The organism is Nocardioides sp. Root151 (assembly GCF_001427925.1).
In the GTDB taxonomy this organism is placed as follows: domain Bacteria; phylum Actinomycetota; class Actinomycetes; order Propionibacteriales; family Nocardioidaceae; genus Nocardioides.
The window spans coordinates 1042520-1066635 of sequence record NZ_LMGG01000001.1 but is presented as its reverse complement, the minus strand read 5'-3'; the positions used below and the strand labels follow the sequence as shown (position 1 = coordinate 1066635).

Here is a 24116-nt window from a genome sequence, read left to right as displayed (position 1 = left end):
TGGGGTGCTAACGATCGTTCTCAGGGCTCGTGGTCGTCGCAATGCATTCTCACGGGGCGAGAGGGAGACTGATGGAGTCGTCATCCGCGGCCGCAGCGCGACGCCGTGCCGATCTGATCAGCCAGGGGCAATCGGCGTACTCCGCTGCCATCCGGTTGGTCGAGTCGCTGCCGTCGACCTCGCTCGACGCCGACGAGCTGGACGACCTGGAGCAGGTTCCGTCGGCCGAGCTGCGCACCTTGGACGGGCAGCTGACGATCCTGGCGGGGATGATGCGCGAGCGTCTCAGTGACCCCGGGCACGAGCTCGGGAGAGAACGGGTGGTCGAGTTGAGCGAGACGTTGCACGCCGTGCACCAGGTCCGGTTCTCCATCCACGATCTCCTGGGCCACGAGCGACTGCGCCGGATGGACCAGCTGGACCGTGAGCTGGCACGTCTGCGCCGGATCACCGACCAGGACGAGCTGCTCGAGAAGGTCTGTGAGTCGGCCGCCGCGGGCGGTGGCTTCGACAGGCTGATGCTGTCCCGCGTCGAGGACGACACCTGGCGGCCGTGGCGCAGCTACTCGGCGCACGTGGGGCCCGACGAGCGCGCCTTCGTCGACTGGATCCGTGAGGTCCCCAAGATTCGTCTGTCGCACATGTTGCTCGAGAGTGAGGTGGTCCGGCGGCGCGAGCCGGGGCTGGTCGCGGACGCCAGCGCCGACAGTCGCGTCTACCAGCCCCTGGCGACGGCGGCCGCGCAGACGTCGTACGTCGTTGCGCCGTTGATCGCCGGCGACCGCGTGATCGGCCTGCTGCACGCCGACCTTCGCGGCCACGACGTCGTGGAGCTGGACCGGGACATCCTCTGGTTCTACGCGGTCGGGTTCGCGCAGATCTTCGAGCGGGCGGTCCTGCTCGGCCGGCTGCGCGACCAGCGGGCTGAGGTGATGCGGGTGATGCAGACGGTCGAGGCAGTCCTCGACGACCTGGCCACCAGCGAGATCGACCTGGCCACCAGGGAGGAGACGACCGCGCTCGCCGTGAGCCGACCGCTGCGACCGGTCGTGAGTGACCGCCAGGCGGTCCTCGAGGGGCTCCTCACCAGCCGCGAGCTGGAGGTCCTGACCCTGATGGCCACGGGTGCCACCAACGAGCGGATCGCCCAGCGCCTGGTGATCGCCGTCGGCACTGTGAAGTCCCACGTCAAGCAGATCCTGCGCAAGCTGCGCGTGGAGAACCGGGCCGAGGCCATCTCCCAGTACCTCCGGTTGACGATCGGTGCGCGGGAGGACTGACGCTCCACCCCGCCGGTTGGCCACCCCATTGCCTATTCGGTCTGACCATTGTAATCTCAGGACCACTGCAGGTGGACTGCGTCCGAGTGGTCCCCGCGCCTGATGACATCGGTTCCGATCAGGAGGAATCCATGGCCTTCGCCACGGTGCACGACCGCTACACCGACGAACAGATCGCCCGCTTCCACGAGCAGGGGCTCTGGACCGACGAGACGCTCTTCGCGATGATCGAGAAGCAGGCCGACCGGCAACCCGACAAGGTCTTCGGCACCGACTCGACGACCGAGATCACCTACGGCCAGCTCCGCGAGCGGGTCCTCGCCCTGTCGGTGGGCCTGCGACGCCGTGGCATCGGTCCGGGCGACCGGGTGGCCGTCCAGCTGCCGAGCTGGACCGAGTTCTTCGTGATCAGTGCCGCGATCGCCCGGATCGGTGCGGTCATCGTCCCGATCATGCCGATCTACCGTCGCGAGGAGGTCGGCTTCATCCTCGAGACCGCGAGCGTGAAGGCCGCCTTCACCGCGTCGACGTACCGCGGCTTCGACCACGCGCGGATGTTCGCGGACCTGCGCGCCGACTGGCGGCTCCTCGAGACCATCGTCGTGGTGCGCCGCGAGGGAGACCTGGTCAGTGGCGCCGTGGACTTCGAGGACCTGCTGGTCGACCTGTCCCGCGAGGAGGCGGACGCCGAGATCGGCACGGGTGTCGGCCCCGACGAGCCGTTCGTGGTGGTGTTCAGCTCGGGCACCACGTCGCGACCGAAGGGCTGCCTGCACACCTTCAACACGATGGCCTGCGGCGCCCGCCTGCTCGGCAGGGGCTGGAACTACACCGAGGCCGACGTGCAGTTCGGCCCGTCGCCCGTCACCCACACCACCGGGCTGGTCACCAGCTATCTCCTGCCCCTCGCCCACGGTGCGGCCAGCCACCTGATGGACCGCTGGGAGCCCAAGGAGGGCCTCGAGCGGATCGCGAAGTTCAAGTGCACCGCCTGCGTGAGTGCGACGACCTTCCTGCAGATGCTGCTGGACGTCTACGACCCCGAGGTGCACGACGCCAGCAGCATGCGGTTCTGGACCTCGGCCGGTGCGCCCATCCCGGGCAGCTTCGTGGAGGCCGGCCGTGCGGCGATCCCCAACATGGCCGTCCTCAGTCTCTACGGTCGCACCGAGAACATCACCACCACGATGTGCACCCTCGACGACGATCCCTCCAGGTCGGTCACCTCCGACGGCCAGGCGCTGCCCCTGCAGGAGGTCGCCATCGTCGACGAGGCCGGCAACGAGGTCCCGCGCGGCGAAGAGGGCGACATCGCCTACCGCGGCGCGATGAACTGCCTCGAGTACATCGGCCAGCCCGACGAGACCGCCGCCAACTACACGCCGTCCGGCTTCCACAGGTCCGGCGACCTCGGACGGATGGACGCGGACGGCTACGTGCGCGTCACCGGCCGCCTCAAGGACATCGTGATCCGCGGCGGCATGAACATCAGCGTCCGTGCTGTGGAGGACGCCCTCGCCTCCAGGCCGGACGTCAGCCAGGTCGCGCTGGTCGCGATGCCCGACGCCTACCTCGGTGAGAAGGTCTGCTGCTACCTGGTGATGCACGAGGGCCAGCCGGAGCTCACCCTCGAGGAGATGCGGGACTTCCTCCTCGGCGAGGGCATGGCCATCCAGAAGGTGCCCGAGCGGCTCGAGATCGTCGACGCGCTGCCCACCACCGCGACGGGCAAGATCCAGAAGCACGTCCTGCGCGCCGACATCGCGGCCAAGCTCGAGGCCGGTGGAATGGCAGCGCCGAGGCACGCCACGTCTGTATCTGCACAGCAGGCCGAGGCGGTCTGATGGAGATCGTCGACACCCCGGAGGAGGCGGAGTTCCGGCAACGGGTCCGGGCCTTCCTCGACGAGGCCCTGCCGAAGCTTGCCTGGCCCGAGCCCAGCGACCTGGTCGAGAAGGTGCCGTTCTGGCAGCAGTGGCAGCGGTTGCTGCATGACGCCGGCCTGGCCGGCATCACCTGGCCGACGCAGTACGGCGGCCAGGGCCTGGGCGAGCAGCTGCGTGCAATCTTCTCCGAGGAGTGCGACCGGGCCGGGGCGCCCGAACGACTCAACATCATCGGTGAGGACTTCTGCGGTCCGACCATCGCGCACTTCGGCACGGATGCCCAGAAGGAGCGACTGCTCGAGCCGATCCTGACCGGCGAGGACGTGTGGTGCCAGCTCTTCTCCGAGCCCGACGCCGGCTCCGACCTGGCCAGCCTGCGCACCAAGGCGGTCAAGGTCGAGGGTGGCTGGCGGATCAACGGGCAGAAGATCTGGACCAGTCGGGCCCAGATCGCCGCCCACGCGATCCTGCTCGCGCGCACCGGCGGCAACGACCCCGACAAGCAGCGGCACAAGGGCATCACGTTCTTCCTGCTCCCGATGGACTCCGACGGCATCACGGTGCGCCCGCTGCGGCACATGCTCGGTGAGGCCGAGTTCAACGAGGTGTTCCTCGACGACGTCTTCGTCCCCGACGACCTGGTGGTCGGTGAGGTCGACGGTGGCTGGAAGGTCACCATGGGCACGCTCGCCTTCGAACGGGTCGCGATCGCCACCGGACGGGTGAACACCACCAAGGCCGTCGCCGACATCATCGACGACGTCCGCCACCTGCGCGACGCGGTCGGGGAGCCACTGGGTGCCGACCCCGAGGTTCGGCAGAAGGTCGCCGACCTGTGGTCCCGGGCGATGATCCACAAGGCGATCGGCCAGCGCGTGATCACCGGCGCCGACACGGGTGCGCCTCCCGGGCCGGTCACCTCGATCGGCAAGCTCTACTTCTGCCCCCTGGTCGAGGACCTTGCCGACTTCCGGCTCTCCCTGGCGCCGATGGGTGGCCAGTTCGACCTCCATGACGAGGCCGCCACCGGCCTCGACGACGTCCGGGCCTGGCTCCGACTCGCCAACCAGTCGCGAGGCACGGCAATTGCCGGCGGCTCGACCTACATCCAGCGCAACATCGCGGCCGAGCGCATCCTCGGCATGCCCCGCTCCTGAGGAGACCCCGATGACCTACGTGTGGCAGCCGGACGACGACTACCTGACGAACTCCAACGTGGCCCGACTGATGCGCCGCCTCGACGTCACGAGCGCCGATGAGCTCCGCGCCGTGTCGGTCGCCGACATCGGTGCGTTCTGGGGCACCGTGGTCGAGGACCTCGAGATCCCGTTCCACACGCCATACTCGCAGGTCGTCGACCTGAGCCGCGGAGTCAAGTGGCCCGAGTGGTTCGTCGACGGCGGCCTCAACGCCGTCGACGCGTGCCTCGGCAAGTGGGTCACGCGCACGCCCGAGGCGCCCGCCGTCGTGCACGAGGCCGAGGACGGAACCGTGCACACCCTCAGCTACGCCGAGCTGGCCGACCGGGTGGCCCGGGTGCGCGGCGGGCTCCGGTCGCTGGGCGTCGGCAAGGGCGACGCCGTCGCGATCTACCTCCCCATGACTCCCGAGGCCGTGGTGGCGACGTACGCCGTCGCGAGCCTCGGGGCTCTACTCGTGCCGCTGTTCTCCGGGTTCGCCGCCCCGGCGATCGCGAGCCGGATCCAGGACGCCGCCGCCAAGGCGGTGATCACCGCCGACGGCACCATCCGCCGCCGCAAGGTCGCCTCGATGCTGCCGCAGCTGCGCACCGCGATGGAGAGCTGCCCGAGCGTCGAGCACGTGGTGGTCGTGGACAACCTCGGGTCCGGCCTCGAGCTGCGCGCCGGCGAGGTGGCCTGGAGCGACCTGGTCGCCGGCGAACCCGACGACGCCGTCGAGCCGACCGCGGCCGGTGACGTGCTGCTGCTGGCCTACACCTCGGGCACGACCGGCAAGCCCAAGGGCGCGGTGCACACGCACGCCGGCTTCGTCGCGAAGACCGCCTCGGAGGTGTCCTACGGATTCGAGATGGAGCCCGGGCGCACCTTCTGCTGGATCACCGACATGGGCTGGATCATGGGCCCGCTCTCGATCTTCGGCACCCACGGCACCGGCGGCACGCTGCTGCTCTACGAAGGCTCGCCGGACGTGCCCGACACCGGCCGGCTCTGGGAGCTCGTCGAGCGGCACGGGGTCTCGATGCTCGGGGTCAGCCCGACCCTGATCCGCACCCTGCGCGCGGCCGGCGGCGTACCCGACCGCGACCTCGCCAGCGTCCGGGTGCTGGGCTCCACCGGCGAGCCGTGGGACCCGGAGTCCTACGAGTGGCTGGCCCGCGACGTCTTCGGCAGCCGGGTCCCGATCATCAACTTCTCCGGGGGCACCGAGGTCGGCGGCTCGTTCCTCTGCCCCTACCCGGTCGAGGAGATCCGCAGCTGCTCCCTCGGCGGTCCGGCCCTGGGCATGGACGTCGACGTGGTCGACGACGACGCGCAGCCGGTGCGAGGGCAGATCGGGGAACTGGTCTGCCGACAGCCGTGGCCGTCGATGACCCGCGGGATCTGGAACGACACTCCCGAGGGAGAGCGCTACCACGAGGCCTACTGGTCCACCTTCGAGAACCTGTGGCGGCACGGGGACTTCGCGCTCGTCGACGACGACGGCAGCTGGTTCATCCTGGGTCGTAGCGACGACGTGATGAACGTGGCCGGCAAGCGCGTCGCGCCGGCCGAGATCGAGTCGGTCGTCGCGGTCGACGCGGCGATCGCCGAGTCCGCGGTGGTCGGCATCCCCGATGCGACCAAGGGTGAGGCCGTCTGGGTCTTCTACGTCGCCAAGGGTGACGTCGCGCAGGACGACGCCGAGGTCGCCGCGCGCGTACGTGGTCTCGTGGCCGACGGCGTCGGCAAGCCGTTCGCTCCGAGCCAGGTCGTGCGCGTCGAACGGCTGCCCAAGACCCGGTCTGCCAAGATCCTGCGGCGAGCGATCCGGGCAGCCGTGATGGACACCGACCCCGGGGACCTCTCGGGAGCCGAGAACCCCCAGGCCGTCGACGAGATCCGCGAGCTGGTCAAGGACCTGCGGTGAGGCCCGCAGCCCGGGCTCAGATCTCGGCGACCTCGATGGCGGTGCGCTCCTCGACTTCGAGCACCGCTTCGGCGTACGTGTGGACGTGGCGCTGCATGCGTCGTACGGCGGCGTTGGGGTCCTGGGCGCGGATCGCGTCGGTGATGCTCTTGTGGGCCTTGACCGTCGTCTTGCGCACGGCGTCGTCGATGAAGCCCTTGTTGTCGGTGGATTCGTAGATGGCGCGCGAGAGGGCCAGCATGAAGCCGTTGAGCAGGTCGTTGTGCGACGCGACCGCGACCGCCACGTGCCACTCGACGTTGGCGGTCAGGAACTCCGAGAGCGGCCCCGCGTTGGCGATCGCCTCGTTGGCCCGCTCGAGGCGCTCGAGGTCGGCGGCCGTGCGGTACTGCGCGGCGAGCCGGGCGCAGGCCGGCTCGACGGCCTCGCGGGTCTCGAGCAGCGCATCCATGCGGATCTGCCGGCCGCGGATCATGAGGTTCACCGAGCTGGCGATCGACTCCTCGCCCGGGGTCTGCACGAACGCGCCACCGGCCCGGCCGGTGCGGATCTGCACGAGTCCCTGCACCTCGAGGATGCGCAGCGCCTCGCGCACCGTGGTGCGGCTCATCCGGGTCTGTGCGACGAGCTCGCGCTCGGGCGGTAGCGCCGTGCCCTCGGGGAAGTCACCGCGCAGGATGCGCTCCCTCAGGTCGTCGGCCAGCACGTCGGAGGCCTTCGGGACCTGCATCGGGGTGAGCTGTACCGGACGCCGTATGCCTTGGGGCCCGGCCTCTGTGGATTCAGTCATCGCCCACCGCTTCTTGAGAAGTTCCATCGTTCGATTGGTCATACCCAAAGTAACAGTCGTCGGCCGCCTGACTACGCATCGACCGGCGAACGACTGGACAAACACACACCCTGAGGAGAGCCATGCAGTGGAAGCTGTCTGAGGAGCAGGACGCCTACCGAGAGGCACTGTCCGGCTGGCTGGCCGACGTCGCGGGGCCGGAGCAGGTCCGAGCCTGGCTCGAGGCCGATGACGAGCGCGGCGACCACGAACCCTTCGAGCAGAGGTGGAACGAGGGCGGCATGGCAGGTGTCGGCATCGCCGAGTCCCTGGGCGGCCAGGGCGGAGGCGTCCTCGAGCTCGCCCTGACCGCCGAGGAGCTGGCCCGGGCCGGGGTCCCGAGCTCGGCGTGGCTGGCCACCGTGCTCGCCGTACCGCTGCTGGAGCGCCACCCCGACCTGGTCAAGGCGGCGGTCGCCGGCTCGCCGGTCGCCCTGCTGGTCCCGTCCGGGCACCTTCCCGACGCGGGTCCGACGGTGTCGATGGGCGCCGACGGGAGGCTGAGCGGACACGTGCTGCAGGTCCTCGCGGCCGATCGTGCCGAGACGCTCCTGGTGCCGGTCGAGTCGTCGGCAGGCCCCCAGCTGCGGATCGTCTCCGCCGGCGCTGCGGGACTCACGATCACGCCGCGTCGCCTGCTGGATCGCACCCGCACCCTGGCCGACGTACGACTCGACGGCGTGGTGTCCGAAGCGGTCGACGGGGATCCGGTGGTCGGACTGGCCCGGGTCGTCGACCTCGCCGGCGTGCTCGTCGCGGCTGATGCACTGGGGACGATGCAGCGGATGCTGGACCTCGCCGTGGAGTACAGCCTCCAGCGTCGCCAGTTCGGCGTGCCGATCGGCTCCTTCCAGGCGGTCAAGCACGCCGCCGCCTCGATCCTGGTCGACCTCGAGGCCGGCCGCTCGGGGGTCTATCTCGCCGCGGCCTCGCTGGAGATCGACGACGCGGAGGCTCCGTTGCGCGCGGCAGCAGTCAAGGCGCAGGTCACCGCGGCGGCCTCCCGGGCGGCAGACACCGCACTCACCATGCACGGTGCGATCGGCTACACGTGGGAACACGACCTGCACCTGTTCTACAAGCGCGCGCGGCTGGACGAGCAGCTGTTCGGGGCTCCGAAGGAGTGGAACGAACGGCTTGCTGATCGACTCCAGCTCGTATAGTTTTTGGTCTTACCTTTTGTTATAGTCACTCCATTAGTTGGTTCGGGAACATCTCGGGCCGCACCGACGAGACCAAGGACGGGACCGTGGACTTCGAGCTCTCCGAGGACCAGCAGACGATCCGCAAGGCGGTCGCCGAGCTCTCCGCCAAGTTCGACGACCAGTACTGGATGGAGAAGGACGAGGCGCACGAGTTCCCGTCCGAGTTCTACCAGGCCTTCGCGGACGGCGGCTGGCTCGGCATCACCACCCCGGAGGAGTACGGCGGCCACGGCTTCGGCATCACCGAGGCCTCGCTGCTCCTCGAGGAAGTCGCCGCCTCCGGCGCCGGAATGAACGGCGCCAGCTCCATGCACCTGTCGATCTTCGGCATGCACCCGGTGATCGTGCACGGCTCGGAGGAGATGAAGAAGGAGAACCTGCCGCGCATCGTCAACGGCGACCTGCACGTCTGCTTCGGCGTCACCGAGCCGGGCGCCGGCCTCGACACGACGCGGATCACCACCTTCGCCAAGCGTGACGGCTCCGACTACGTGGTCAACGGCAAGAAGGTCTGGATCTCCAAGGCGATGGAGTCGGAGAAGATCCTGCTGCTGACCCGGTCCGCGAAGTACGAGGACTCCCCGAAGAAGACCGACGGGCTCACCCTCTTCTTCACCGACCTCGACCGCGCCCACGTCGACATCCGGCCGATCCGCAAGATGGGCCGCAACGCGGTCACCTCCAACGAGCTCTTCATCGACGACCTTCGGATCCCCGAGGAGCACCGCATCGGCGAGGAGGGCCAGGGGTTCAAGTACATCCTCGACGGGCTCAACCCCGAGCGCTGCCTGGTCGCAGCCGAGGCTCTTGGCATCGGCCGTGCGGCGCTCAAGCGTGCCGTGCGCTACGGCAACGAGCGGGAGGTCTTCGGCCGTCCGATCGGGATGAACCAGGGCATCCAGTTCCCGCTCGCCGACTCGCTCGCGCGCCTCGACGCCGCCGAGCTGATCCTGCGCAAGGCCACCTGGATGTACGACAAGGGCCTGCCCTGCGGCCGTGAGGCCAACACGGCCAAGTACCTCTGCGCAGATGCCGGCTTCCAGGCCGCCGACCGGGCCCTGCAGACCCACGGAGGCATGGGTTACTCCGAGGAGTACCACGTCGCGCGCTACTTCCGGGAGGCACGCTTGACCAAGATCGCCCCCCTGAGCCAGGAGATGGTTCTCAACTACCTGGGGTCCCACGTGCTGGGCCTGCCGAGGAGCTACTGATGTTCTCACTGCAAGGACGCTCCGCACTGCTCACCGGAGCCGGCAACGGCATCGGTGCCGCAGTCGCCCGGGCGTACGCCGCCGCCGGCGCCGCCGTCCTGGTGACCGACCTCGACGGGTCCGCGGCCGAGGCCGTGGCCAAGGAGATCACCGAGTCCGGTGGCCGGGCCGAGTCGTTCGCCCTCGACGTACGTGACGCGGAAGCGGCAGCCGAAGCCGCCCGTCGCGCCGCAGCGCTGACCGACGGCGTCCTCCACATCCTGCTCAACAACGCCGGGGCCATCTCTCCCGCGATGTTCCACAAGATGACACCGGAGCAGTTCCGCTTCGTGCTCGACGTCCACGTCGGTGGCGCGTTCACCGTCAGCCAGGCCGCTGCGCCGTTGCTGGCCGAGGACGGCACCGGCCGCATCATCAACGTCACGTCCGCGGCCGGGCTGGTCGGCACCATCGGACAGGTCAACTACAGCGCCGCGAAGTCCGCGATCATCGGGATCACCAAGTCCCTGGCAAAGGAGCTCGCGAAGCGCAGCATCACCGTCAACGCGCTGGCCCCGCTGGCCGCGACCGCGATGACCGAGAACATCCGGTCCAACGAGAAGCTCGCGGCGATGACCCTGGCCCGGATTCCGCTCGCTCGCTGGGCCACCCCCGACGAGATCGCCGGGGCGTTCGTCTTCTTCGCCTCCGACGCCGCGGGATACATCACCGGCCAGGTGCTCCCCGTCGACGGCGGGACGGTGATCTAGCCATGACTCCTCGGCTCTGGCCTGCTGCGCGGCGTTCGCCGGGCACCTGGACTGCGTTCTCATCAGTCGCCGGGACTCCGTCCCGTCTCCCTCTTCCGCCTTGCCAGGCACTCCGGCGAACGTCGCTCGCCACGACCAGCTCCAAGGAGGCATGACTTATGAGCTTCGCAGGCACCGGGCGCGACGCCTGGATCGTCGAGGCGCTTCGTACGCCGATGGGCAAGGCCCACCCCGACAAGGGCTGGTTCCGCGACACCCACCCCAACGTGATGCTGGGTGCGGTCTACACCGCGCTGCTGGAGGCAACCGGCGTACCCGCCGACCAGGTCGAGGACCTCGTGGTCGGCTGCACCGCTCCCTTCGGTGAGCAGTCTCGCAACGTGGCCCGCAACGCCTGGCTGCAGGCCGGGTACCCGGCCGAGATCCCGGCAACCGTGCTGGACCGACGGTGCGGGTCGGCGCAGACCGCCGTGGAGATGGCCGCCGCCCTGATCGCCTCGGGCACCCACGACGTCGTGCTCGCCGGGGGCGTCGAGAACATGGGCCGCATCCCGATGGACGCGGTCGCCCGGATCGAGGAGCTGTACGGCGCCGCGTGGCCCGCCGAGCTGCGCGAGCTCTACGACTTCCCGTCGATGGGCGAGGCCGCCGAACGGATCGCCGACCAGTGGGACATCTCCCGCCAGGAGATCGACGAGTTCGCGGTGCGCTCCCACGCGCTGGCTGCCGCAGCCCACGAGGCCGGACGCTTCGCGCGCGAGATCATCCCGATGCAGCTGGACGGCGAGACCCGCACCGGCGACCAGTCGGTACGGCCGGGCACCAGCGTGGAGTCGCTGGCCGGGCTGAAGACGATCTTCCGCCCTGACGGCGGCAAGGTCACCGCGGGCAGCTCGTCGCCGTTGACCGACGGGGCTGCCGGCCTCCTGCTCGCCTCCGACGAGGCCGTGCAGCGCCACGGGTTCACCAAGCGGGCCCGGGTCCTCGACCAGACCACCGTCGGCGTCGACCCGGCCCTCATGCTCACCGGCCCGATCCCGGCCACCCGCAAGCTGCTCGAGCGCAACGCGATGGCGATGGGCGACATCGACCTCGTCGAGATCAACGAGGCGTTCAGCCCCGTCGTACTCGCCTGGGAGCGCGAGCTGAAGCCGGACATGGACCGGGTCAACGTCAACGGCGGAGCCATCGCCCTCGGCCACCCCGTCGGCGCCTCGGGTTCCCGGCTCTTCGCCACGCTCCTCGCGGAGATGGAGCGGCGCGACGTCGAGATCGGCCTGGTCACCATGTGCTGCGGTGGCGGACTCGGCACGGCGACCCTCGTCCAGCGGGTCTGAGGGCGACGGCCATGCTCGACGTCGGAGCCTTCCTCCACCCCGGGGACGGGGTCTGGTGGGGACAGGGGAGCGCGGAGCCCGAGCAGCTGGTCAACCAGGTGCTCGACGCGGTCGACGAGGTCGGCCCGATCCGGGCTTTCTCGGGCCTCACCTGGAACGCGCGCCTCTCGGGTGACCTGCCCGAGCTGCTCACCGTCATCTCCTACGGGGGACTGGGCCAGCTCCGTCGGCTCAGCCGCAACGGCCTGCTCGACGTCGTGCCCTGTCACTACTCAGCGCTGCCGAGGATGTTCGCCAAGGGCCAGCTTCCCTGTGACGTGGGGTTGATGCAGGTCTCGCCGCCCGACAGCGACGGCCTCGTGACGCTGGGCATCGGAGTCGAGTACGTCGCCGACGCGATCCCGCACACCCGCACACTGATCGCCGAGATCAACCAGCAGATGCCCGCCACCGTCGGTGGGCCGAAGCTGCCGCTCTCCGCGTTCGCCGCGATCATCGAGACCGACCGTCCCCTGGTCGAGTCGCCGAAGCGCGAACCCGACGAGGTCGAGCTCGGCATCGCCAAGAACGTCGCCTCGATCATCGACGACGGCGACACGATCCAGATCGGCGTGGGATCACTGCCCGAGGCGGTCCTCGACGCCCTGGCCGGTCACGCCGACCTCGGCTTCCACAGCGGGATGACCGCCGACGGCGTGTTCACCCTCGTGGAGAAGGGCGTGATCACCGGTGCCCGCAAGGAGATCGACGCGGGCCTGGTGATCACCGGCGCCGCATTCGGCACCCGCGACTACTACGACCGGTTGCATGAGTTCCCGGTCGAGTTCCGGCCGGCGAGCTACACGCACGCGCCGGGAGTGCTGTCCCAGCTCCGGTCGCTGGTCTCCATCAACTCGGCCATCGAGGTGGACCTGCTCGGCCAGGTCGGGGCCGAGCTCGCCCGCGGGGTGCACATCGGGGCCGTCGGCGGACAGGTCGACTTCAGTCGCGCGGCCGCCCTCACCGGGTCCCGCTCCATCATCGCGCTCCGCTCGACCAACGGGTCGGGGGAGCAGCGGCAGTCCACGATCGTCCCCTCGCTCCACGGCGGCGTCGTCACCACGTCGCGCGTGGACGTCGACGCCGTCGTCACCGAGCACGGGGTCGCCATGCTCACCGGCTGCACGGTGGCCGAACGAGCGCTGCGCCTGATCGAGGTGGCCGCGCCAGAACACCGCGAGGAGCTCGAACGGGCCCTCGCAGACCAGGAGTACTGAGCCATGACCCAAGACCTGACCAACACCGGGTTCCCGAACAGCACCGACCAGGAGACCCGCCGGGTCCACGTTCGCGAGGTCGGTCCGCGCGACGGGTTCCAGAACGAACCCGAGACGATCTCCACCGACGACAAGGTGCGGCTGATCAACTCGCTGGGCCGGGCCGGCTTCAAGCGGATCGAGGTGGCCAGCTTCGTCCGGCCCGACGTGATCCCGCAGCTCTCCGACGGGGTCGAGGTGCTGCACCGGATCGACGTACCCGCCGACGTCGAGCGCATGGTCCTGATCCCCAACAGCAAGGGGCTCGACAACGCGCTCAAGGAGCGGGCGTACTTCGAGGACGCGACGCTGTTCGTCAGCGCCAGCCAGACCCACAACAAGCGCAACATCAACCGCACCGTCGAGGAGACGATGGCCGACGTGGCGGCGATGGGACCGCGCATCGTCGCCGAGGATCTCAAGTTCTGTGCCGTGATCGCCACCTCGTTCGGCTGCCCCTTCGAGGGCAAGGTCGAGATGGACCGCGTGCTCGACCTGGCCGAGCAGTTCGCCGAGGCGGGCGCCACCGAGATCGGCTTCGGCGACACGACGGGCATGTGCAACCCGGCGTACTCCTCGCGCTTCTTCGCCGCGGCCGTGCAGCGACTTCCCGGCATCGAGGTGACCGCGCACTTCCACAACACCCGCGGCCAGGGCCTGGCCAACGCGTACGCCGCACTCGAGGCCGGCTGCACCAGTTTCGAGTCCAGCTTCGGCGAGCTCGGCGGCTGCCCGGTGCCGGCCGGTTCGACCGGCAACATCGCCACCGAGGACCTCGTCTCGATGTTCCACGAGATGGGCGTCGACACCGGCCTCGACCTCGGGCGCATCATCGAATCAGCCCGCGAGGCCCAGTCGGTCCTCGGCCGCAAGCTGACCAGCCACTCGATCATCGCGGGACCGGTCCTCTGGTCCCAGGCCGTCTGATCCCCACCCTCTGACAATCACCGCAGCAACCCAAGGAGAGACATGAGCAACCGCGTCGCACTGGTCACCGGAGGTGCCCAGGGAATCGGCAAGGGCATCGCCACCACCCTCGGACGGGACGGCTTCCGGGTCGTCGTCGCCGACATGAACCTGCCGGTCGCGGAGGAGACCGCCAAGGAGATCTCCGCCGCCGGTGGTGAGGCGATCGCCGTCGAGATCAACGTGACCTCGCTGGACTCGGTGAAGGCCGCGGTGGCCACGGTCGAGGCCGAGCTCGGCCCGATCGAGGTCGTGGTCAACAACGCCGGCTGGGACGACTTCATGCCGTTCGTGAAGACCGACGAGGAGTTCTGGGACAAGATCCTCGACATCAACTACAAGGGTGCGCTGCGCGTCATCCACACCGTCGTGCCCGGCATGATGGAGCGCGGCTTCGGTCGCGTCATCAACATCGGCTCCGACGCCGGCCGAGTGGGCTCGTCAATGGAGGCGGTCTACTCCGGCGCCAAGGGCGGCATCATCGCCTTCACCAAGACCCTGGCCCGCGAGGTCGCCCGCAAGGGCGTCACCGCCAACACGGTGTGCCCCGGCCCGACCGACACCCCGGCGCTGCGCAAGTTTGCGGACGGCGCGGGCGGTGGCGACGCAGAGAAGGTGATCGCGGGGATGACCGGCGCGGTCCCGATGAAGCGCCTGGGCACGCCCGAGGACATCGGCCCGGCCGTCTCGTTCTTCGCCTCCGACGGCGCCGGCTTCGTCACCGGCCAGACGCTGTCGGTCAGCGGTGGCCTGACGATGGCCTGAGGACGTCGTGACGACGGGAACCGCCCTGACGGAATCCGCCGGGATCGCCCCGGACCAGCTCGCAGAGGCGATGCGCGCCTCCGGAGCAGCCGCGCCGCAGGCGGTCCTTCGGCGGGTCGAGGCGCGCCCCATCGGCAATGGCCTGATGGCCGACACCCTCCTTCTCGCCCTCGAGTGGCGGGAGGGTGCCGGCCCTGCCTCTGCGGTGGCCAAGGTGCCGTCGACCGACGAGGCGGCGGCTCGCACCGCTGCCTCCCTCGGTGCCTATGAGCGGGAGGCAAGCTTCTATCTCGAGTTCGTCGGCGAGAGCGACATCGACGTCCCGGCGCTACTGGGCGTGATCGAGTCCTCCACGGGCGCGCCCACCCTGCTCCTCGAGGACCTCTCCGCCCTGTCGGCGCGCGACCAGCTCGAGCCGGTCGGACTCGACGTCCTCGAGCAGATGCGTGCCCAGCTGGCCGCACTCCAAGCGCCGTTCTGGGGGAGTGCCCGGCTGGCCGAGACGCCGTGGCTGCACCGACGCCTCGGTGTTCCCATCCCGGGGATCGTGGAGCGGATGCAGGGCTCCTGGGCGAAGACGAGGGACTACCTCGCCGACGGGTACGACGACGAGGAGCGGGCGCAGATCGACCGCTTCGTCGCCGGCGCCGGTGGTTGGGCCGAACGGGTCGGCGGCCCGGTCAGCCTGGTGCACCACGACTACCGCATCGACAACATGCTCTTCGGCCCGGACCGCGTGGTGGTGCTCGACTGGCAGACGGTCGGATGGGGAGCTCCGATGTTCGACCTGGCCTATGCCATGGCCACATCCCTCGCACCGGAGACCCGGGCGCTGGTCGAGCGGGACGTCGTACGCACCCATGTCGCCGACCTGTTCGCGCGTGGTGTGGAGTTCGATGTGGACGAGGCGTGGCGGGCCTATCGCGAGGCGGCGTTCGCGACGCTGTTGATGCTCGTGCCACCCACCGGCAGCGTCAAGCGGACCGAACGCGGTGACCAGGTCTTCCGCGACCTGCTGCGGCGCGGCGCGCGGATCGCGCTCGACCTCGGGGCCGACGAGTTCCTCGGCTGAGGTTCACCCGCCGAGAAGGTCCGTCACGGACCCGTCGCCGGGCCTGACGTGCCCGCCCATGAGCTCGTGGGCGCGGGCCGCGTCCTGCGCCGCAATCGCCTCCGTGATGGCCAGGTGGGCCTGCCACGACTGCTCGCGGGCCTCGTGCCGGTGGAAGCGGCTGGCCTGTGTTCCGGTGATCATGGCCTGTCGGCTGGCGTGCATGAGGGCCGACAGCAAGGGGTTGTGGCTCGCGGTCGCCACCGCCACGTGCCAGGCGCTGCTGGCCTCCAGGTAGCGCTCGACATGGTCGAGGTCAGCCTCCATTGCACTGTTGTGGTGTCGCATCTCGTCGAGCTCGGAATCGGAGCGCCGTTCTGCGGCCATGGCGGCGCACCAGGGCTCGACGACCTCCCGGGTCTCGACCAGGGTCCGCGTGTCGGAATCCCAGCCCTGTGCCTGGACGTAGAGGTCGATGGAACCGACCAGGTCCTTGGTTGTCGGCCTCGAGACGATGGAGCCGCCGGTGCGACCGGGCCGGGTGATCAGCAGGCCCTGCTGCTTGAGCACGCCGAGTGCCTCGCGCACGGTGGCGCGGCTCAGCTGGCTCTGCTCGACCAGCGTCCGCTCCGGAGGCAGCGCCTCGCCGGTCGGGAACTCGCCGCTGAAGATCTTCTCCCGCAGCATGTCCGCGAACAGCTCGGCCGGCTTCGGCACCTTGACTGGGGTGATCAAAGGCGCACCCGTACGGCGGGGTCCGGGCGTCGTGAGGCCGGGGTCGTTGGTCAAGGGAGTCCACTTCTCGAGCGCTGTTTGTCAGAGGATGCTCGGGGACGATACCGCGCCGACGGAACCGATCCGCTGGAGGTTGCTCCAGAACCATCCTTCGGTCGCCCATTGCCGAATTGGCGAACAAGTCCTATGGTCGGACCAAAGTGACGCGTGTCACAGAACAGTCAGGCAAGCCCACCGGAGGTCAGATGTCCCAGGTCACCGAACCCACGCCGGCCCGTTCCGTCGCGGGGAGTGAAGGATTCGAGCAGGTCGGCCAAGGCCTCAACGTCTATGAGTCGCCCGATGCGGTCGAGGGCGTCGTCAAGTGGCTCGAGACGCCGGAGGACGTGATCGCCTTCGCGAGCAGCGGTGACGTCAGCGATGTCGTCGTGGTGGCCCGTGGTGGCACCACGACGTTCCTGACCATGGCGCTCAACGCCGGGGTCAAGGGGGTCGTCACGCTCCAGGGTGCCCCGGAGAGCCACCTCGGCATCCTCTGTCGTGAGTACGGCATCCCCTGCATCATGTCGGTCGCCTTCGACAAGGGCGTCCGCACCGGCCGCGGCGAGACCATCCCCGCCGACGGCGTCCGGATCCGGCTCGACGTGTCGAACCGTCCGGCTGGCCTGGTCAGCGTGGAGGTGGGCTCGCCGGTCGACGACTCGCCGCCGAGTGAGGACGCCTCGCCGGCCATGTCCCCCGAGCAGATGGCGCAGATCCAGTTGCTGCTGGAGAAGTTCACCGGTGTCGTGCCCCACGGTGTCGAGGGCGACAAGGTCATGCAGGCCGAGATGAAGACCCGAGTCCTCTACGCCGATGACGACACGATGCACCGCGACCTCACGGTCGAGGAGGTCAACGAAGCGATCCGCTACTACACCTGGAACGAGTGGGACGCGCTCGCGTCGCGCGCCACCGAGGGTGAGTCCGGACTGATCCCGCGCCAGGAGTACGAGGCGATGGGCATCATGCAGTGCTGGTTCCGGCACCCCGACTGGCTGCGTGCGATCGAGGACAAGATCGGCATCGACAAGGTGATCGAGATCGGTGCCCTCGGGCGCAACGAGATCGGCACCAAGGTCAACATGCTCCACTTGTGGGCCCTGGCCACCGCGCCCAGCTTCGGACGGGGAATCGCGCTCGAGCTGAACCTCCACGACCTCGACTACAAGGCCGACCGCATCCGGGACTGCCTCGGCGTCGTTCGCCGCCTCTACAAGGGAATGTGGGGCGACGGCCCGATCCTCGCCTCCATGCAGGACTACCGTGCTGAGATCCTCGAGCGCTCCTGGATCGACAGGTTCGCCGAGAACCGCATCTCGCTGGAGGACCCGGAGGCGCGCAACACCTTCCAGCGCTTCAACGGATCTGCCGAGCTGATGGGCTTCCTGCTCTCCTTCGACAACCGACTGGGCGTGGGCGACCACGGTCCCTATCCGCTCGAGGACGGCGGGTTCGTCCTGGTGCGCGACGTGTTCCTCAACGAGCCGGCGTACTCCTGGTGCGACACCCAGTCGGGCCTGCCCTGGTCCGTCACGATCGCGATGTTCTTCCCGCCGGACTCGGGTGTCGACGTGCAGATGATGGACCTGTCCACCGTCTTCACCACGCCGGCCAACTACCTGCCCCACGTCGAGTCCGTCGCGGTCTACGAGCGATCGACCTGGGACACCCCGATGGAGTCGGTGCGCCCGCTCGGCCTCGACGACATGGTCGCCCTGCGCACCACGTGCGAGGGCGCCTCGGCTGCGCTCTACGGCCGCATCGCCGCGATGACCCAGCGCGAGAAGATCGAGGCCGGGGCGCTGACCTACACAGCCGGGTTCGCGCTGCCGATCGTCCGAGCCGCCGGCATGTACGACGAACTCGTCGCCGACCACGGACTGCTCGAGATCCACCCCGCGGTCTCGGCCTGCTACGACACCATTGTGAGCGGTGTGGCGACCGAGATGATCCCCCGGCTGTTCCTCACCGGCTCCTGGGGCAACCCGGTGCCCGAGGACGTCGCCGACTCCATGGGCGACACCCGCGACGAGTTCGCAGTCCTGCACGCGTTGAAGGTCTGTGGTTTCGCCGACGCCGACCGGGTGGCGGACCGGACGGAACTCGATGCCGAGCGCATCGCCACGGTGCTCGCCGGCACCGACGAGGCCGGCCACACCAAGAGCCGCTCTGGCCGCATCTCCGGCCACATGCTCACGCCGGCCGGCAAGTCCCGCCACGTGCTCCTGCGAGGCGACAGCGTCGAGGCCGACGCGCTGGCCGACGTGTCAGCGGCCTATGAGGACTTCCTGGCGCCGAACCGGGTCTTCAAGCAGTTCACCACCGACGTGCAGTTGAACGGCCTCGGCGGTGATGCGCTGACTGGGCGCCTCGACGCGATCCATGAGGACGTGGTTCGGGTGCTGGCGCGGGCCTCGGAGTCCGGTCTGTCCTGGTTCGCCACCTACGAGCGCCGCTTCTCCGAGGCGCTCGAACGGCTCCGCGGCGGAGACAGCAGTGCCCTCGCCCGTCCGATGAGCAACAGCTATCACGACGTGTGGATGGAACTGCACGAAGACCTGCTCGCCACGCTCGGTCGTGAGCGCGCGGACGAGGACGAGTAGCTGTCGCCGCGGCCCTCGACGAGGGTCGGCACCGGGTCGCCGGTGCCGACCCTGTCTGGTCGCGTTCAGTCCTCCACGAGGCTGAGTGCGCCGGACGGGCAGCTGGTCACCGCGCGCTGGATCAGCGCGGCCTCGTCTCCCGCGACGTCTGCGCGCAGTACGTCGAGGTCGCCGTCGTCATTGATCTCGAAGTGGTCGGGGGAGATGGACTCGCACACGCCGAGTGAGGCGCACTTCTCGCGGTCGATGCTGATCTTCATGGTGCTCCTCCTGGCGGGGCCGAGGGGTTCGGGAGGTGTCTCCACGAACCATGGTGGTCTGACCGTATCAATGGTTGACATTTAATGACAGAGGCCCCAATCTTGCTTGTGAAGGCGCCGGAGTGATGGGCGCCGTACCCCTCAGCGGAGCCCGGAGGCCCGAAATGACCATCTCCGAAGCACGTCCCAAGGTCGACCTGATGGACCTCGACCTGTTCGTCTCCAACCAGGAGGACGCCGCCTTTGACCATCTCCGTTCCGAGGACCCGGTGCACTGGAACGAACCGTCGGAGAACGGCCCCGGCTTCTGGGCCCTGACCCGCTATGCCGACGTACGCGCGGGTGCCACCAATGCCGCCCAGCTGTCGTCGGCGGACGGCACCCAGATCGTCGACCGCAAGGTGGAGGGCAAGGGGGCCTCCAGCCTGCACAACATGGACGACCCCGAGCACGCCAAGCTGCGCAAGATCTCCATCTCGCACCTGCGTGCCACCAAGATCCGCGAGTGGCAGGACGTGATCGACCGCTCCTGCGCGCTGCTGCTCGACGAGGCGGAGGAGCATGGCAGCTTCGACCTGGTCGATCTGGTCTCCGCGCGTCTGCCGATGCTGGTGCTCTCCCAGGTCATGGGCGTGCCCGAGCGGGATGCGCCCAAGATGGTCGACTGGACCAACAGGCTGACCAGCTCGGATCCCGACCACGCGGTCGCCGAGGGAGCTCTCGCCGAGGCCCGCGAGGAGGTGATGTCCTACTTCGACGGGCTCACCGAGCAGCGTCGGGCCGAGCCGAAGAACGACCTGGTGAGCATCCTGGCCAACGGCAAGAAGGACGGAGTCCTGCTCACCCGTGAGGAGCTCGCCGCCTATTACATCGTGCTCGTGGCGGCCGGCAACGAGACCACCCGGCACACCCTGTCCGGCGGAGTCCTGGCCCTGCACGAGCACCCCGGCACCTGGGAGCGGGTGCTGGCGGACGAGTCACTCCTCAACCCCATGGTCGAGGAGATGCTGCGCCACGTCACCGCGGTGGCCGCGATGCGCCGTACGGCCCTCGAGGACCTGACCATCGGTGACAAGCAGATTGCCAGGGGCGACAAGGTCGTGCTCTGGTTCAACTCGGCGAACCGGGACCCCGAGGTGTTCGAGGACCCGCACACGTTCCGCCTCGACCGCGAGTCCAACGACCACCTGACCTTCGGGTGGGGCATCCACTTCTGTCTGGGAGCGCACCTCGCGCGGGCCGAGATCCGTGACTTCTTCAAGCAGGCCCGCGACCGGAGGCTCACCTTCGAGGTGACCGGCGAGGCGGAGCGCCTGAGGCACAACATCTTCCGGGGATGGAACTCCATGCCCGTCACCGTCACGCGCGCGAGCCGGTGACGCTGATGACCGCCACGCAGGCAGGTGTCGTAGCGTTGACGATCCCGCAGGACGCCGTGTTCATCGGCGGACAGTGGGAGAAGGTGCCCGGCGAGTCGATCGCCGTGGTCAACCCGGCGAACGGGGCGGTCATGGGCCGGGTGCCGAACGCGGATGCAGAGACCGGGGCCCGGGCCATGGCCGCCGCCAGGACGGCACTCGATGACTGGTCGGCACGGCCGCCGGCCGAGCGTGCGGACTTCCTGGACGCGCTGGCAGATGCCCTCGAGGCGCACGGAGAGCAGCTCGCGCGATTGGCCTCGTCCGAGATCGGGATGCCCTTGGCCGAGTCGCGAGCCGTGCTGGCCTCCCTGCCCGCCAAGGTGCTGCGCAGCACGGCGGAGATCGCGCGCACCTTCGCCTTCGAGTCCCGCGACGCCTCCGGCAGCACGATCACCCGTGAGGCTGTCGGCGTCGTCCTCGGCATCACGCCCTGGAACTTCCCGGTCCACCAGATCATCGCCAAGCTGGCCCCGGCCCTGGCCGCCGGCTGCACCTTGGTGCTCAAGCCCGCGGAGCTGACCCCGCTGAACGCGGTGTTCATCGCCCGCCTCTGCGAAGAGGTGAGCCTGCCACCGGGAGTGGTCAACCTGGTCACCGGCACCGGTGCCGAGACCGGAGAGGCGCTGGTGCGCGGCGGCGGTTACGACCTGGTCTCCTTCACCGGCTCGCTGAAGATCGGTCGTCACATCGGGGCCGTTGCCGGCGAACAGGTGGTGCGGGCCACCCTCGAGCTCGGCGGCAAGTCGCCGGCCGTGGTGCTCGACGACGCTGACCTCGAGGCCGCAGTACGGACCACCGTGAAGAACTGCTTCACCAATGCCGGCCAGAAGTGCAACGCGCCCACCCGGCTGCTGGTGCCCGAAGCCCGGCGCGCCGAGGCAGTGGCCATCGCCACCGAGGCCGCCAACGCCTACGTCCTGGGCGACCCACTCGAGGACGGTACGACGATGGGGCCCCTGGCCTCGCCGGTCCAGCGGGACAAGGTGCTCGGATTCCTCGAGGCGGCCCGTGCCGAGGGCGCCACCGTGAATGGCGGCGACCTCGTCGACCCGAACGGTCTCTTCGTGCGCCCGGCGATCGTCACCGACGTCGCGGAGGACGCGACCGTGGTCCGCGAGGAGGTCTTCGGGCCTGTGCTCGTGGTGCTCGGTCACAGCGGCGAGGACGACGCCGTCCGGCTGGCCAACGACAGCGAGTACGGACTCTCCGCGGAGGTCTGGTCCGGCGACGAGGCGCGTGCCGCCCGCCTGGCCCGACGCATCAAGGCCGGCCAGGTGCGTGTCAACGGCGTCCGCACGCCGCCGCTGCCGATCTCGCCGTTCGGTGGCTACAAGCGATCCGGCCTGGGCCGGGAGATGGGGCCCTTCGCGCTCGAAGAGTTCCTCGAGGTCAAGGCGATCCTCGGCGACCCGATGCCGTCCTGACACCCCGCTCGTCCTGAAGAGAGGAAGCACGATGCATGCAGCAGTGAGCTGGGAGGCCGGGGGCCCGTTCCAGGTGCAGGACGACGTCGTCCGTCGGGACCCCGGGCCGGGCGAGGTCGTGGTGCGGATCCGTGCCGCCGGCGTCTGCCAGACCGATCTCTCGTTGTCGAGGGGGAAGTTCGGTCAGACGATGCCGGTCATCCTCGGCCACGAGGGCGCCGGTGAGGTGGTGGAGGTCGGCCCCGGCGTGACCTCCACCGTGGTGGGGGAGCGGGTGTTGCTCACCTGGGTGCCCGCCTGCGGCCGGTGCTACTTCTGTGTCCGCGGCGAGACCTACATCTGTGCGACCCGCAAGCGCTCCAGCGAGCTCGACCAGTCGGATGCGCCGTTGAGCGCCCACGGGCGCCCGATCATGCAGGGGCTCGGCACGGCGACCTTCGCCGAGGAGTCGGTGGTCCCGGCGCATGCGGTCATCCCGATCCCCGACGACCTCCCGTTCGAGTACGCCGCCCTCCTGGGCTGCGCGGTGCCCACTGGCCTCGGTGCGGCGATCAACACCGGCCGGGTCCGGCCCGGCGAGACGGTCCTGGTCATCGGTTGTGGTGCGGTCGGCATGAGCGCCGTACAAGGTGCCCGTGCTGCCGGCGGGACCGTGGTGGCGGTCGATCCACAGGAGTCCCGCCGCAAGCTCGCGCTCGAACTCGGTGCCACGCGCGCCTTCGCTCCCGACGATCCCCAGCTCGCAGAGAGTCCGTCCGGGGTCGGCCACGACGTCGCGATCGATGCCGTCGCCCACTCCACGACGATCCGCCAGGCCTGGGACGCCGTACGCCGTGGCGGCCGCGTGGTGGTCGTCGGTGCCGGTGGTGCGGACGACATGCTGGAGTTCAGTGCTGCCGAGCTGTTCCACGACCAGAAGTCGCTGCTCGGCTCCTACTACGGCTCCTCCGACATGCGCTTCGAGCTGCCGCGCATGGTGGAGCTGTGGCGCTCCGGACAGTTGCAGCTCGACCGGATGGTCGACGGCGTCGTGCCGCTGGCCGAGATCAACGAGGTGGCCCGACGACAGGCGGCCGGCGAGGCACTGAGGGTGATGGTGGCTCCGTGAGGTCGTCCGGCGTGACTGCCTTCGACCCCGCGTCGACCAGGCTCGTGATCCCGGGTACGGCGAACCTGCGGGACCTCGGCGGCTACCCGACGACGGACGGACGGATGATCCTGCCGGGCCGGGTCTTCCGCTCCGAGGCACTCTCCCGGCCCGGCGCGCAGGAGGCGCTCGGTGTCTTCGAGAAGGTGCACGCCGAGCATTTCGTCGGGCTCGGGCTGCGCACCGTGATCGACCTGCGTTCCGTCGAGGAGAACGAGCAGGACCCGTCTGCCTGGCATGAGGCCACGGGAGCCGAGGTCCTCTCACTGCCCATCCTCGAGGGCGGGGAGGGCACCGACAACTACTTCTTCGGCGACCTGCTGTCGGGGACGAGCACATCGTTCCTGGTCCCGGACATGGTTTCGTTCTACAAGGACATCCTGCGTCGCCAGGGCACGGTGCTCGGCGAAGTGGTCCGGGTCCTGGCCGACCCCGCGAAGGGGCCCATTCTGGTGCACTGCTCGGCGGGCAAGGACCGGACCGGGGTCACCATCGCCCTGGTCCTCGACGCGCTGGGCGTGCCACGTGAGCTGGTGGTCCAGGACTATGCGTTGACCCAGCAGTTCCGGCCGAACCGCGTCGAACTCCATGCCGAGGTCTTCGACGGGCTCGGCGTCGCACTCGACGACGTGCGGGTCCTCTTCGAGTCACCGCCCGAGGCGATGGAGGCAACCCTGGCCCATGCCGACGAGGAGTACGGCGGGTCCCGCAGCTATCTCCTGGAGGCGGGCGGGCTGGACCCGGCCGACCTCGAAGCACTCGAACGCAACCTTCTCGGGACCGTCACCCACTGAAAGAGGAC

The 24116-nt window shown here is 69.3% G+C and carries 20 protein-coding genes; 17 read left to right on the top strand and 3 right to left on the bottom strand.

The genetic code is table 11. The annotated features are described in order from the left end of the window. The first annotated feature begins 71 nt into the window (after positions 1-71). The 4 genes from ASD66_RS05030 (at position 72) to ASD66_RS05015 (ending at position 6274) form a co-directional block, all read left to right on the top strand. Positions 72-1280: a LuxR C-terminal-related transcriptional regulator gene (locus ASD66_RS05030; protein WP_056890206.1), complete on the top strand. Its 1209-nt coding sequence runs from the start codon at positions 72-74 to the stop codon at positions 1278-1280. A 131-nt stretch (positions 1281-1411) separates the two neighbouring features. Beyond that, positions 1412-3124, top strand: coding sequence for an AMP-binding protein (locus tag ASD66_RS05025; protein WP_056890205.1), 1713 nt, complete (start codon positions 1412-1414; stop codon positions 3122-3124). Next, positions 3124-4323 carry an acyl-CoA dehydrogenase family protein gene (locus ASD66_RS05020; protein WP_056890204.1) on the top strand — a complete coding sequence of 400 codons (1200 nt, stop codon included), beginning with the start codon at positions 3124-3126 and terminating at the stop codon, positions 4321-4323. The genes ASD66_RS05025 and ASD66_RS05020 overlap by 1 nt, the downstream gene beginning before the upstream one ends. A gap of 10 nt (positions 4324-4333) precedes the next feature. Further along, positions 4334-6274: an AMP-binding protein gene (locus tag ASD66_RS05015; RefSeq protein WP_056890203.1), complete on the top strand. Its 1941-nt coding sequence runs from the start codon at positions 4334-4336 to the stop codon at positions 6272-6274. Positions 6275-6290: 16 nt separating this feature from the next. Here ASD66_RS05015 and ASD66_RS05010 read toward each other — a convergent pair whose 3' ends face one another. Continuing rightward, positions 6291-7064 carry a FadR/GntR family transcriptional regulator gene (locus ASD66_RS05010; RefSeq protein ID WP_056688913.1) on the bottom strand — a complete coding sequence of 258 codons (774 nt, stop codon included), beginning with the start codon at positions 7062-7064 and terminating at the stop codon, positions 6291-6293. Positions 7065-7186: 122 nt separating this feature from the next. Between ASD66_RS05010 and ASD66_RS05005 the strand changes: the two genes are divergently transcribed. The 8 genes from ASD66_RS05005 to ASD66_RS04970 all read left to right on the top strand — a co-directional run bounded on the left by ASD66_RS05005 (position 7187) and on the right by ASD66_RS04970 (position 15703). After that, positions 7187-8266, top strand: coding sequence for an acyl-CoA dehydrogenase family protein (locus ASD66_RS05005; protein WP_056890202.1), 1080 nt, complete (start codon positions 7187-7189; stop codon positions 8264-8266). Positions 8267-8352: 86 nt separating this feature from the next. Next, a complete protein-coding gene (locus ASD66_RS05000) occupies positions 8353-9519 on the top strand; it encodes an acyl-CoA dehydrogenase family protein (RefSeq protein ID WP_056688358.1) in 1167 nt (388 codons plus the stop codon). Then, positions 9519-10268 carry an SDR family NAD(P)-dependent oxidoreductase gene (locus ASD66_RS04995; protein WP_056688356.1) on the top strand — a complete coding sequence of 250 codons (750 nt, stop codon included), beginning with the start codon at positions 9519-9521 and terminating at the stop codon, positions 10266-10268. The genes ASD66_RS05000 and ASD66_RS04995 overlap by 1 nt, the downstream gene beginning before the upstream one ends. 158 nt (positions 10269-10426) lie before the next feature. Next, positions 10427-11605, top strand: a complete 1179-nt coding sequence (locus ASD66_RS04990; RefSeq protein ID WP_056688353.1) for a thiolase family protein — start codon at positions 10427-10429, stop codon at positions 11603-11605. 11 nt (positions 11606-11616) lie between these two features. Then, positions 11617-12861 (top strand): acetyl-CoA hydrolase/transferase family protein, encoded by a 1245-nt coding sequence (locus ASD66_RS04985; protein WP_056688350.1) that lies wholly within the window; start codon positions 11617-11619, stop codon positions 12859-12861. Positions 12862-12864: 3 nt separating this feature from the next. Next, positions 12865-13827: a hydroxymethylglutaryl-CoA lyase gene (locus ASD66_RS04980; RefSeq protein ID WP_056890201.1), complete on the top strand. Its 963-nt coding sequence runs from the start codon at positions 12865-12867 to the stop codon at positions 13825-13827. Between the two features lie 42 nt (positions 13828-13869). After that, positions 13870-14631 carry an SDR family NAD(P)-dependent oxidoreductase gene (locus ASD66_RS04975; protein WP_056688344.1) on the top strand — a complete coding sequence of 254 codons (762 nt, stop codon included), beginning with the start codon at positions 13870-13872 and terminating at the stop codon, positions 14629-14631. Between the two features lie 7 nt (positions 14632-14638). Beyond that, on the top strand, positions 14639-15703 hold the full coding sequence (locus tag ASD66_RS04970) for a phosphotransferase family protein (RefSeq protein WP_200949872.1): 1065 nt from the start codon (positions 14639-14641) through the stop codon (positions 15701-15703). A gap of 3 nt (positions 15704-15706) precedes the next feature. Here ASD66_RS04970 and ASD66_RS04965 read toward each other — a convergent pair whose 3' ends face one another. Further along, positions 15707-16417, bottom strand: a complete 711-nt coding sequence (locus ASD66_RS04965) for a FadR/GntR family transcriptional regulator (RefSeq protein ID WP_056688342.1) — start codon at positions 16415-16417, stop codon at positions 15707-15709. Between the two features lie 245 nt (positions 16418-16662). Between ASD66_RS04965 and ASD66_RS04960 the strand changes: the two genes are divergently transcribed. After that, positions 16663-19062 (top strand): PEP-utilizing enzyme, encoded by a 2400-nt coding sequence (locus ASD66_RS04960; RefSeq protein WP_056890200.1) that lies wholly within the window; start codon positions 16663-16665, stop codon positions 19060-19062. A gap of 65 nt (positions 19063-19127) precedes the next feature. On the opposite strand, the gene ASD66_RS04955 is transcribed toward ASD66_RS04960, so the two are convergent. Continuing rightward, positions 19128-19322, bottom strand: coding sequence for a ferredoxin (locus ASD66_RS04955; protein ID WP_056688336.1), 195 nt, complete (start codon positions 19320-19322; stop codon positions 19128-19130). A 164-nt stretch (positions 19323-19486) separates the two neighbouring features. On the opposite strand from ASD66_RS04955, the gene ASD66_RS04950 reads away from it, so the two are divergent. Genes ASD66_RS04950 through ASD66_RS04935 form a run of 4 tightly spaced genes read left to right on the top strand, consistent with a single transcriptional unit; the run spans position 19487 to position 24108 of the window. Next, entirely contained in the window at positions 19487-20701 is a 1215-nt protein-coding gene (locus ASD66_RS04950) for a cytochrome P450 (RefSeq protein ID WP_056890199.1), read from the top strand. After that, positions 20659-22167: an aldehyde dehydrogenase family protein gene (locus tag ASD66_RS04945; protein WP_200949871.1), complete on the top strand. Its 1509-nt coding sequence runs from the start codon at positions 20659-20661 to the stop codon at positions 22165-22167. Before ASD66_RS04950 ends, ASD66_RS04945 begins: the two co-directional genes overlap by 43 nt. A gap of 31 nt (positions 22168-22198) precedes the next feature. Then, a complete protein-coding gene (locus ASD66_RS04940) occupies positions 22199-23275 on the top strand; it encodes an alcohol dehydrogenase catalytic domain-containing protein (RefSeq protein ID WP_056890198.1) in 1077 nt (358 codons plus the stop codon). 11 nt (positions 23276-23286) lie between these two features. Further along, the gene (locus tag ASD66_RS04935) at positions 23287-24108 is read left to right on the top strand and encodes a tyrosine-protein phosphatase (protein WP_162251052.1); all 822 of its coding nucleotides are present in this window, start codon (positions 23287-23289) and stop codon (positions 24106-24108) included. The last annotated feature ends 8 nt before the right edge of the window (positions 24109-24116 follow it).